10 protein-coding genes are annotated in these 11,331 nt (G+C 70.2%); 1 reads left to right on the plus strand and 9 read right to left on the minus strand.

Annotated elements, in window-relative coordinates:
* Positions 1-14: 14 nt before the first annotated feature.
* The 7 genes from AC0VYM_RS19885 to AC0VYM_RS19915 all read right to left on the minus strand — a co-directional run bounded on the left by AC0VYM_RS19885 (position 15) and on the right by AC0VYM_RS19915 (position 8,425).
* Complete coding sequence (locus AC0VYM_RS19885) at positions 15-1,655, minus strand: CTP synthase (protein WP_475454381.1); 1,641 nt, start codon at positions 1,653-1,655, stop codon at positions 15-17.
* Between the two features lie 319 nt (positions 1,656-1,974).
* On the minus strand, positions 1,975-2,898 hold the full coding sequence (locus AC0VYM_RS19890; protein ID WP_475454383.1) for a hydroxymethylglutaryl-CoA lyase: 924 nt from the start codon (positions 2,896-2,898) through the stop codon (positions 1,975-1,977).
* Between the two features lie 106 nt (positions 2,899-3,004).
* Positions 3,005-4,000, minus strand: a complete 996-nt coding sequence (locus AC0VYM_RS19895; RefSeq protein ID WP_475454385.1) for a GNAT family N-acetyltransferase — start codon at positions 3,998-4,000, stop codon at positions 3,005-3,007.
* A 301-nt stretch (positions 4,001-4,301) separates the two neighbouring features.
* The gene (locus tag AC0VYM_RS19900; protein ID WP_475454387.1) at positions 4,302-4,751 is read right to left on the minus strand and encodes a DUF3060 domain-containing protein; all 450 of its coding nucleotides are present in this window, start codon (positions 4,749-4,751) and stop codon (positions 4,302-4,304) included.
* A gap of 204 nt (positions 4,752-4,955) precedes the next feature.
* The gene (gene uvrB, locus AC0VYM_RS19905; protein WP_475454389.1) at positions 4,956-7,049 is read right to left on the minus strand and encodes an excinuclease ABC subunit UvrB; all 2,094 of its coding nucleotides are present in this window, start codon (positions 7,047-7,049) and stop codon (positions 4,956-4,958) included.
* Positions 7,050-7,291: 242 nt separating this feature from the next.
* The gene (gene coaE / locus AC0VYM_RS19910; RefSeq protein ID WP_475454391.1) at positions 7,292-7,894 is read right to left on the minus strand and encodes a dephospho-CoA kinase; all 603 of its coding nucleotides are present in this window, start codon (positions 7,892-7,894) and stop codon (positions 7,292-7,294) included.
* Positions 7,895-7,927: 33 nt separating this feature from the next.
* Positions 7,928-8,425, minus strand: coding sequence for a GNAT family N-acetyltransferase (locus tag AC0VYM_RS19915; protein WP_475454393.1), 498 nt, complete (start codon positions 8,423-8,425; stop codon positions 7,928-7,930).
* 73 nt (positions 8,426-8,498) lie between these two features.
* On the opposite strand from AC0VYM_RS19915, the gene AC0VYM_RS19920 reads away from it, so the two are divergent.
* Positions 8,499-8,864 (plus strand): iron chaperone, encoded by a 366-nt coding sequence (locus tag AC0VYM_RS19920; protein ID WP_475454395.1) that lies wholly within the window; start codon positions 8,499-8,501, stop codon positions 8,862-8,864.
* 82 nt (positions 8,865-8,946) lie between these two features.
* On the opposite strand, the gene rpsA is transcribed toward AC0VYM_RS19920, so the two are convergent.
* Both rpsA and arfB read right to left on the minus strand, forming a co-directional pair.
* Complete coding sequence (gene rpsA / locus AC0VYM_RS19925) at positions 8,947-10,446, minus strand: 30S ribosomal protein S1 (protein ID WP_475454397.1); 1,500 nt, start codon at positions 10,444-10,446, stop codon at positions 8,947-8,949.
* Positions 10,447-10,883: 437 nt separating this feature from the next.
* Positions 10,884-11,327: an alternative ribosome rescue aminoacyl-tRNA hydrolase ArfB gene (gene arfB / locus AC0VYM_RS19930; protein WP_475454399.1), complete on the minus strand. Its 444-nt coding sequence runs from the start codon at positions 11,325-11,327 to the stop codon at positions 10,884-10,886.
* Positions 11,328-11,331 lie beyond the last annotated feature (4 nt).

The raw sequence follows: 11,331 nt of genomic DNA on the forward strand, positions 1-11,331 counted from the left end.
CCTGGTCGTCGCCGCTAGGAGACCTTGTGCTCCAGCGAGGCGGAGATCAGGCCCCGGAAGAGCGGGTTCGCGTTGGTCGGGCGGGAGCGCAGCTCCGGGTGCGCCTGCGTCGCGATGAAGAACGGGTGCACGTCCCGGGGCAGTTCCACGTACTCCACCAGCTTGCCATCCGGGGAGAGGCCGGAGAACACCAGACCCGCCTCCTCCAGCTTGGGCCGGTAGGCGTTGTTGACCTCGAACCGGTGGCGGTGGCGCTCGGAGACCTGCTCGGCGCCGTCGTACAGGTCGCGGGCCAGGGTGCCCTCGCCCAGGTCCGCCGGGTACAGGCCCAGCCGCATCGTGCCGCCCATGTCGCGGTCGCCCGCGACGACGTCCTCCTGGTCGGCCATGGTCGCGATGACCGGGTCGATCGCCTTGTCGTCGAACTCCAGGCTGTTGGCGCCCTCGAGGCCGAGCACGTTGCGCGCGTACTCGATGACCATGCCCTGGAGACCCAGGCAGATGCCGAGCAGCGGCACGCCCTTCTCACGGGCGTAGCGGATCGCGCCGAGCTTGCCCTCGATGCCGCGCACGCCGAAGCCGCCCGGGATGAGGATGCCGTCCGCGCCGTCGAGCTCGGCGGCCGCGCCGGAGGGGCTGGCGCAGTTGTCGCTGGCCACCCAACGGATGTTCACCCGCGTGTCGGTGGCGAATCCGCCGGCGCGCAGGGCCTCGCTGACCGAGAGGTAGGCGTCGGGCAGGTCGATGTACTTGCCGACCATGGCGATGGTGACCTCGTGGTCGGGCTGGTGCACGCGGCGCAGCAGCTCGTCCCACTCGGTCCAGTCGACGTCGCGGAAGGGCATGCCGAGACGGCGGACGACGTAGGCGTCCAGGCCCTCGCGGTGCAGGACCTTGGGGATGTCGTAGATGGAGGGGGCGTCGGGGGTGGAGACCACGCCCGCCTCGTCCACGTCGCACATGAGGCTGATCTTGGACTTCAGGCTCTGCGTGATGGGCCGGTCGGAGCGGCACACGATGGCGTCGGGCTGGATGCCGATGCTGCGCAGGGCGGCGACCGAGTGCTGGGTGGGCTTGGTCTTCATCTCGCCGGACGGGCCGAGGAAGGGGATGAGGGAGACGTGCAGGAAGAAGCAGTTCTCCCGGCCGATCTCGTGCCGGATCTGGCGGACGGCCTCGAGGAAGGGCTGCGACTCGATGTCGCCGACGGTGCCGCCGATCTCGGTGATGACGATGTCGACGTCGGGCGCGTCCATCGCGTAGATGCGCGACTTGATCTCGTTGGTGATGTGCGGGATGACCTGCACGGTGTCACCGAGGTAGGCGCCCTGGCGCTCCTTGGCGATGACGCTGGAGTAGATCTGCCCGGTGGTGACGTTGGCCGAGGCGGAGAGCTCGACGTCGAGGAAGCGCTCGTAGTGGCCGACGTCCAGGTCGGTCTCGGCGCCGTCGTCGGTCACGAAGACCTCACCGTGCTGGAACGGGTTCATCGTTCCGGGATCGACGTTGAGGTAGGGGTCCAGCTTCTGCATGGTGACCCGAAGCCCACGCGACTTCAGGAGTCGTCCCAGGCTGGAGGCGGTCAGGCCCTTGCCAAGACTGGAGGCGACGCCGCCAGTAACGAAAAGGTGCTTGGTACTCGCGGCGAATGCCAAAGTGTTGCTCCCGTGGTTTGAGTGGCTACGGCTGGCTCGGGCGAGCTGGGCGGCCGTGCGGCGGTCCGGATCCGAGCGGCGGCGATGCCGTTCCAGCGCGTCGGACTCCACGGGGCACCAGAATAACAGGCCCCTCGTTCGCCCACACCTGGGAACGTCCACTCGACCCCCGGTGTTCCCCATCCCCACCTGCACGGTTACCGCGAACCCCTGGTGGCAGGGGACTCCGGCGCGGCCCGTCGCCCGCCGGGTGGCGAAGGCAACACCGCCGCGCACCCGACAGGCGGGACTCGGACACGGGCGGACGACGGGGCCGCGGTCAGGCGGGGAAGCCCCCCGCGCGCCCGAGGTAGGCGGGCGGCCGCTTACCGAGCCGCTCCCCCATCCAGTCACCCAGCGCGGCCGCTCCGGACAGGCTCACCCCGGTGCGCAGGCCGCTGCGGTGCAGCATGTACAGCAGGTCCTCGGTGCCGATGTTGCCCGTGGCGGCGGGGGCGAACGGGCACCCGCCGAAGCCGCCCAGGCTGGAGTCCAGGACCCGGACCCCCTCCTCCACCGCGGCCAGGGCGTTCGCGTAGCCGGTGTTGCGGGTGTTGTGGAAATGACAGCGCAGGGTCCGCCCGCCCGCCACCTCGGCGGTGCGACGCAGCAGGTCGCGCACCTGGGCGGGGACGCCCACGCCGATCGTGTCGGCCAGCGCGATCTCCACGGCCCCGGTGTCCGCGATCCGGCGGACCACCTCCACCACCCGCTCCGGCGCGACCTCTCCGTCGAAGGGGCACCCGAAGGCAGTGGAGACCGTGACGCTCAACGGCACCCCCGTGCCCTCCAGCGCCCGGTCCATCTCCACCAGGGAGTCCAGCATCGCGTCGACGGTGCTGCCCTGGTTGCGGGTGCTGAACCCGTCCGTGGCCGGAACCGCCACGTTGACCTCGGACACCCCGGCCTCCAACGCCCGGTCCAGGCCGCGCCGGTTGAGCGCCAGACCGATGAAGGACACCCCGGGCACCCGTGTGACCCCGGCCATGACCTCCTCGGCCCCGGCCATCTGCGGCACCCGCCTGGGATGGACGAAGCTGACCGCCTCGATCCGCCGTACCCCGGCGGCCACGGCCCGGTCGATCAGCTCCACCCGGTCCTCGACCGACAGCACGGTGGACTCGTTCTGGAGGCCGTCACGCGGCCCCACCTCCACGATCTCCACGTGCTCGGCACCCTCGGGTCCGCGGTCGTCCGCGCTCATCGGCTCCACCTCTCCACGCCACACTGCGCTTGCGCGCCCAGGCTAGCCAGCCCGCGAGGTGAACTCCGTCACCGGGGCGGCGGTCGTTCGGAGGCGCGTACCCGGGTCAGCGCAGGGCGAGAGCGGGACGGACCTCCCAGGTCGTCCACACCGGGCGGTAGCCCATCCGGTGCCAGAACGGCCCGGAGAGCGGGTTCATGGCGGCGTAGTTGAGCACCGACACCCCCACACCGTGGCTGTCCAGCGCCTGGTGCGCCTGGCTCACCAGGGCGGTGCCGATCCCGCGGCCGCGCTCGGCGGCCGAGACCACCCCGTACCCGATGTGCGCGATCGGGCGCGCCCGCACCAGGGACTTCGCCCAGCGGGAGCGTTCGGGCGGCGACACCCACAGCAGCCCCACGGCCCGGCCCCGGCGCTCGGCCAACCAGATCCACGAACGCGAACGGTTGAGCGCCCGCGCCGCGACCTTGCGGGTCTGCTCGGCGGTGTCGGGCTGGAGGAACACCCCGCCGAAGTGCTGCTCGTAGCGGTGCTCCTCCATGAGCAGACCCACCACCTGGGTCAGGTCGCTGATGTCGGCCAGCCGGATGGCGACGTCGCGCGGGGGCAGCGAGGGCGGCACGCCACGGCGGCGCTGGCGGGCGGCGAGCACGGTGTAGGGCTGGAGGCCGTGGCGTTGCAGCGGGATGATCCCGGCGACGTCGCGCGCGGGCCAGCTCACCAGGGCGGCCGACTCCGAGCCGGTGCCCGTGGGCAGGTCCTCGATCTGGTCGCGCCAGCTGGTCAGCAGGGAGTCCAGGGCGCGGGCGGGTTCGGGTCCGCCGACGATGGGGGTGAGCCAGTGCTGGTCGGGCACGCCCCAGATGCGGCCCACCTCGCCCGGCTGGTACCAGGTGTAGTGCATGCTGCCCGCGGCGACGGTGCGGCCGTCCTCGTCGCTGACGGTCAGCAGGGGGTAGGAGTTGGCCGCGAACCCCACGGGTTCGGGCAGCAGGGGGTCCGACTCCGCCCAGCGCTGGGCAGCGGAGTGCACCAGCGGATCGAGTCCGATGTCGCCGCCAGGCGACTCATCATGCCGCACCCGAGCGACATAACCACTCACCCGCCCCACCCCTCCATTCGTCAAGAGCGTGCCCCGACCGGACTGACGGGTGCGGTCGTGTCTCGGCACCCGCAGGGGGCACCGGAACGTCGTCCGAACCACCCGACGTGTCGGGACAGGATCGACCGTACCTCCTCGAAGCGGTACGGGTGAACGGAAGCCGGAGAACACGGGCCCTTCCGTCTCCGGTCGCCGCCACCGGCAGAGGCCTCGGGCACGCTGACACGGTGCGCGAACGGGCACCACGGTAACGGACGGGGGTTCGCGCCGTGAGGGCGGGGAGGCCCTCCACCTCGGGGTCCTACTCGGGCTCGGGGCTGGCGGTGCCGCCCTCGCTGACGGTGGTGTTGCGCCCGTGGTTGATCACCTCGGGGTCCCCGGAGGCGAAGGAGACCTGGTTGTCCACGCCCACGAGGACGATCTTCTCGGCGGTGCCCACCTCGACGACGGAGTTGCGCCCGGTGGCGCGGACCAGTCCGCAGTCGCCGTCCAGTATCACGACGGCGTCGTCGGCCTTGACCACGACCTCGCGGTTGGCGCAGTCCTCGTGCACCTCGACTCCGTCGTCGACCACCACGATCACCTCGTCGTTGGAGACACCGTCCACCGGCTCCTCCTCCGGCCCCTGCCCGAGGTCGGGGGTGGGCGCGATCTCCTCCGGGTCCTCACCGCCCCGGTCGATCCCGCACCCGGCCACCAGGAGACCCGTCAGCACCGCGGCACCCGCGACGCCCAGAACCCGACTGACCATGAACTCCCCCACACCCGAAAAAGGCAAAAGCGACATTCGACTTACGCAAAGCACAAGAATATGTCACGTGAAGGTAACTATGCGACCCAACCGTACTGGGATCGTGCCCGATTCGAGACGGGAACCGTGCTCACCGTGGGGATTCCGCGCTCGGAACCCCCGCACCACGGGGCCTGAACGGCACCCTACCGGCACCCGCCGGGGTCACTTCAACCCGGCCGCGTCCATCCCCCGGAGCTCCCGCTTCAGCTCACCGATCTCGTCCCGCAGCCGGGCCGCGAGCTCGAACTGGAGGTCGGTCGCCGCCTGGTGCATCTGCGTGCTCAACTGGTCGATCAGCCCGGCCAGCTCCGCGCGCGGCATGTTCGCCACGTCCGCGCGCTCGCCCAGCGCGGGCACCGGGGCCCTGGACGTCTGGGCGCCCTGGCGGTAGCCGGTCGACATGAGCTCCTCGGTGTCCACGTCCTCGCGGTTCAGGGTGTCCAGGATGTCCGCGATCTGCTTGCGCAGCGGCGTCGGGTCGATCCCGTGCTCCGCGTTGTACGCCAGCTGCTTGTCCCGGCGCCGCGTGGTCTCGTCGATCGCCGCCCGCATGGAGTCCGTGACGTTGTCCGCGTACATGTGCACCTGGCCGTCCACGTTGCGCGCCGCGCGGCCGATCGTCTGGATCAGCGAGGTCTCCGAACGCAGGAAGCCCTCCTTGTCCGCGTCCAGGATCGCCACCAACGACACCTCCGGCAGGTCCAGGCCCTCACGCAGCAGGTTGATGCCGACCAGGACGTCGAACTCACCCACCCGCAGCTCACGCAGGAGCTCCACCCGGCGCAGCGTGTCCACCTCGCTGTGCAGGTACCGCACCCGGATGCCCAGCTCCGCGAAGTAGTCCGTGAGGTCCTCGGCCATCTTCTTGGTCAGCGTGGTCACCAGGACCCGCTCGGAGCGCTCCGCCCGCTCGCGGATCTCGTGCACCAGGTCGTCGATCTGCCCGTCGGTCGGCTTGACCACCACCTGGGGGTCGACCAGCCCGGTCGGGCGGATGACCTGCTCGACCACGTCCCCGCCGGACTGGCGCAGCTCGTACTTGCCCGGCGTGGCAGACAGGTAGACCGACTGCCCGATCCGCTTCGTGAACTCCTCCCACTTCAGCGGCCGGTTGTCCATGGCCGACGGCAGCCGGAAGCCGTGGTCGACCAGGGTGCGCTTGCGCGCCGCGTCGCCCTCGTACATGGCGCCGATCTGCGGGACCGTCACGTGCGACTCGTCCAGGACCAGGAGGAAGTCCTCGGGGAAGTAGTCCAGCAGCGTGTTGGGAGCGCTGCCCGGGTCACGGCCGTCGAAGTGCCGCGAGTAGTTCTCGATCCCCGAGCAGGTGCCGAGCTGGCGCATCATCTCCAGGTCGTGGGTGGTGCGCATCCGCAGCCGCTGTGCCTCCAGCAGCTTGCCCTGGCCCTCCAGCTCGGCCAGCCGCTCGCCCAGCTCCGCCTCGATCGTGCCGATCGCCCGTTCGGTGCGCTCCTCACCGGCCACGTAGTGGGAGGCCGGGAAGATGAACATCTCCTCGCTCTCCCCCAGCACCTCGCCGGTCAGGGGGTGCAGCGTGAGCAGCCGCTCGATCTCGTCACCGAACATCTCGATGCGGATCGCCAGCTCCTCGTAGACCGGGATGATCTCGATGGTGTCCCCGCGCACCCGGAACGTCCCCCGCGTGAACGCCACGTCGTTGCGCGTGTACTGCATCTCCACCAGTCGGCGCAGCAGGTCGTCGCGGTCGACCTCCATGCCGACCGCGAGCTGGGCCATGCGGTCCACGTACTCCTGCGGGGTGCCCAGACCGTAGATGCACGACACGGACGCCACCACGATCGTGTCCCGCCGGGTGAGCAGGGAGTTGGTCGCGGAGTGCCGCAGCCGCTCCACCTCGTCGTTGATCGAGGAGTCCTTCTCGATGTAGGTGTCGCTCTGCGGGACGTAGGCCTCGGGCTGGTAGTAGTCGTAGTAGGAGACGAAGTACTCGACGGCGTTGTTCGGCAGCATCTGCCGCAACTCGTTGGCGAACTGCGCCGCCAGGGTCTTGTTGGGCTGCATCACCAGCGTGGGGCGCTGGAGCTGTTCCACCGTCCACGCCACAGTGGCCGTCTTGCCCGTACCGGTCGCGCCCAGCAGCACCGTGTGCTGGTCGCCCTCCCGCACCCTCTTGGTGATCTGCTCGATCGCCCGGGGCTGGTCCCCCGCCGGGGTCATCTCCGAGACGACCTCGAAGGGTGCCTCGCTGCGCTTGATGTCACTGACCGGTCGCACTTGCCCTCTTCTCCCCTACGAACGTCGGGCCGCTCCCTCGCCCACGTGTCCCTACCCCCAACGCTACAGACCGCCCACGACATCCCGACGTCCCGGAAAGCTCCCCAACGGGCCCAGGCCGGATCGTCGTCACCGGTGCGTACACGGTCCGCCACACGCTTCCGCGGGGCGCTTCGTGGACACCCAGGGCCCCGGAGAGGGCACGGAGCGCCGCCGAGGGGTGGTGCGGGGTCGCGGGGTTCCTAGGCGGCGCGCTCCAGGAGTTCGCCCCACAGCTCCGCCACACGGGCGTCGAGGTCCTCACGGGTTCCGGAGTTGTCCACCACCAGGTCGGCGGCGGCGAGGCGGGTCGCCCGGTCGGCCTGGGCGGCGATCCGGGCCCGCACCTGCTCGGGGGGCATGCCCCGGTCCCGTGAGACCCGCTCGACCCGGAGGTCGTCGGGGGTGTCCACCACGACCACCACGTCGTAGAGGGACTCCAGCCCGTTCTCCACCAGGAGGGGCACGTCGTAGACCACCACCCTGGCGCCGGAGGCCTCGGCCTCCGCCATCAGCCGTCCGCTGCGCTCGGCCACCCGGGGGTGGACGATGGCGTTGAGGCTGGCCAGGCGGTCCTCGTCAGCGAAGACGATCTCGCCCAGCGCGGGCCGGTCCAGGCTTCCGTCGGCGGCGAGCACCCGCTCTCCGAACGCGGTGACCACCTCGGCCAGCCCCGGCGTCCCGGGCGCGACCACCTCACGGGCGATGGCGTCGGCGTCGATCACCACGGCGCCGTAGGAGGACAGCGCGGACGCGACCGCGCTCTTGCCCGAACCGATACCGCCGGTGAGGCCCACTTTCAGCATGGGCCACACCCTAGGGGGCGCGGCCGGGAGGCGTCACGCCGACCCCGCCCCCACCCGGTCCAGTTCCTTGCGCATGTGCACCATCACCAGGTGCTCCGCGACCCGCTCACGGTGGGTCTCCGCGTACCCGAGGGTGCGGTACAGGCGCTGGTTCTTCGGGCTCTGCGCCCCCGTGAACAGGGTGAGCGCCGTCAGTTCGGGCCTGCGCTCGCGCAGGTCGTCCTCGACCCGGACCAGCAGCGCCCCGGCGATCCCCCTCCGACGCATGTCCGGTGCGACCACCAGACGGCCCACCACCCCGGTGGTCTCGGTGATCCCGGCCCGGACCGCCCCGACCAGCCGGTGCCCGACCACGGCCTTGAGCACCACGGCGTCGGCGTCGGAGAGCAGCTTCTCGATCCGGGTCAGCCCTTCGGTGAGCGGCAGGATGAACGGGTCCCCGTAGGCCTGGGCCTCGTCCACGTAGGCGGCACGTTGCAGGGTGAAGATCTCACCGGCGTCGTCGGGGGTGGCCGGGTGGATGTCGAACACGTCGCCTCCTCAACTGGTCCCCGCCCGCGGCGGGTACCAGGCAACCCTAGCCCCCGGTACGTAGCCTTGACCCATGGTGAGCAGCAACGCAGTCGATGTGGACGCCTATCTGGCGGAACTTCCCGAACCCGACCGGGCCGTGCTGAGCCGCCTCCGGGACCTGTGCCGGGCCGAACTCCCGGGGTTCGAGGAGGTGATGGCGTACGGGATGCCCGGCTACCGCAGGGACGGGGTCCTGGAGGTGGGTTTCGCCCGCCAGAAGCGGTACGTCTCCGTCTACCTGATGCGCGAGGACGTCACCGCCGCCCTCGCCGACCGGCTCGCGGGCCAGGACATGGGCAAGGGGTGCCTGCGCTTCCGCAACCCCGGGGCGGTCGACCTCGACCTGGTGCGTGACCTGCTGCGGGCCACCGCCGCCACCCGCGGTCCGGCCCGCTGACACGAGGAAGGGCCGCCCCCACCTGGGTGGGGACGGCCCTTCGCTAAACCGTCACTCGGGCCGGAGCCCGGCGAGGAGACCCTCAGGCCTCGCCGCCCGCGAGCTTCTCGCGGAGGGCGGCCAGAGCCTCGTCAGAGGCGAGCGCGCCGCTGGTGGAGTCCGAGCTGGACGACGAACCGCCGGCGCTCTGCGCACCACCGGTGTAGTCCTCCTCGTCCTCCTCCGGAGCAGGGGCGTTGGCGGCGTCGGCCTCGGCCGCACGCGCCTCCTCGACCTGCTTGCGGTGAGCCTCGAAGCGGGCCTGCGCCTCGGCGTAGCTGCGCTCCCACTCGTCGCGCTGGGCCTCGAAGCCCTCGAGCCACTCGCCGCTGTCCGCGTCGAAGCCCTCGGGGTACTTGTAGTTGCCCTGCTCGTCGTAGTCGGCGGCCATGCCGTACAGGGTGGGGTCGAAGTCCACCTGGTCGGGCGAGACGCTCTCGTTGGCCTGCTTCAGCGAGAGGCTGATGCGACGGCGGTCGAGGTCGATGTCGATGATCTTGACGAAGATCTCGGTGCCGACCTGGACGACCTGCTCCGGCACCTCGACGTGGCGCTCGGCCAGCTCGGAGATGTGGACCAGGCCCTCGATGCCCTCCTCGACGCGCACGAACGCACCGAACGGGACGAGCTTGGTGACCTTGCCGGGAACGACCTGACCGATCTGGTGGGTCCGGGCGAACTGCTGCCACGGGTCTTCCTGGGTCGCCTTGAGCGACAGGGAGACGCGCTCGCGCTCCATGTCCACGTCGAGAACCTCGACGGTGACCTCCTGGCCGACCTCGACAACCTCGCTCGGGTGGTCGATGTGCTTCCAGGACAGCTCGGAGACGTGCACCAGGCCGTCGACGCCACCCAGGTCCACGAAGGCACCGAAGTTGACGATCGAGGAGACGACGCCCTTGCGGATCTGGCCCTTCTGGAGGGTGTTGAGGAACGTCTGACGGACCTCGGACTGGGTCTGCTCCAGCCAGGCGCGACGGGACAGGACCACGTTGTTGCGGTTCTTGTCCAGCTCGATGATCTTCGCCTCGAGCTCGCGGCCGACGTAGGGCTGAAGGTCGCGGACGCGACGCATCTCGACCAGGGACGCCGGAAGGAAGCCGCGGAGGCCGATGTCGAGGATGAGACCACCCTTGACGACCTCGATGACGGTGCCGGTGACGACGCCGTCCTCTTCCTTGATCTTCTCGATCGTGCCCCAGGCCCGCTCGTACTGAGCGCGCTTCTTGGACAGGATCAGACGGCCTTCCTTGTCCTCCTTCTGGAGAACGAGGGCTTCGACCTGGTCGCCGACGGCAACGACCTCACCGGGGTCGACGTCGTGCTTGATCGACAGTTCCCGAGAGGGGATGACACCCTCGGTCTTGTAGCCGATGTCGAGCAAGACCTCGTCTCGATCGACCTTCACGATGGTGCCCTCGACGATGTCACCGTCGTTGAAGTACTTGATGGTCTCGTCGATCGCCGCGAGGAAGGCTTCCTCGGACCCGATGTCGTTGACCGCTACCTGGGGTGTCGAGGTGGCCTCGGTGCTGCTCGTCATTTGTGGGTGGACTCCGGATACGGACAGGAACAGGAAATGGGCACGCCGCAGGTTCGAGCCCGTCGATCCGCAGTCCAGAAGTAAGAAGCGAAGGTCACATGTACGGAACGAGCCGTCCGTGACCGCCAGCCGCCGGTCCAGAGTGGAGACCGAAGCGGTGCAACCCTCCTGCCCCCTACCGGAGACAGCGGACGCCCGCACGAACCCACAACGCTGACGCCAGAATATGAGACGAGAGCGCGCAGGTCAATCGGAATCCGGGGAGAGGGCACCGTACAAGGCTGTCGTGGCCGCAATTTACCCGAGCCGGGTGGGGAAGATCAACTAGGCCCCCGGCCATGTCTGCCAGGGGCTGACGCGCCCCGCGCGCCACTCCGGCGGGGCGGGGGCGGGACGTCCGGAAAAAAGTCCGAATCACGTGCTTCTCCGGACGTCCGTCAGTCCATCGGAGGCCGCGAACGCGACTTCTTCACGTCACTCCGCCGACGCTTGGCCTCCAGCCGACGCCGCTTGGACGCCCGGCTCGGCCGCGTGCCGCGCCGCTCCGGCGGCGGGGGCGCGATCGCCTCCGCGAGGATCGCCGCCAGCCGCTCCCTCGCCTCGACCCGGTTGCGCACCTGCGAACGGTGCGTCTGCGCCGACACCGTCAGCACCCCGTCCACCAGGCGCCCCGACAGCCGTTCCAGGGCACGGGCCCGACGCGTCGCTCCCAGCGCCCGGCAGGACGCCACGTCCAACGACAGCGACACCCGGGTGTCCGACGTGTTCACGTGCTGCCCGCCCGGCCCCGAGGACCGCGAGAACCGCCACGTCAACGCGTCGGCGGGGACGGTCACGGGCCCCACGGCCAGACCACCCGTGGTCTCTTCCTGCCCCGCCACCGTC

Source organism: Nocardiopsis sp. iso_237, from assembly GCF_056173345.1.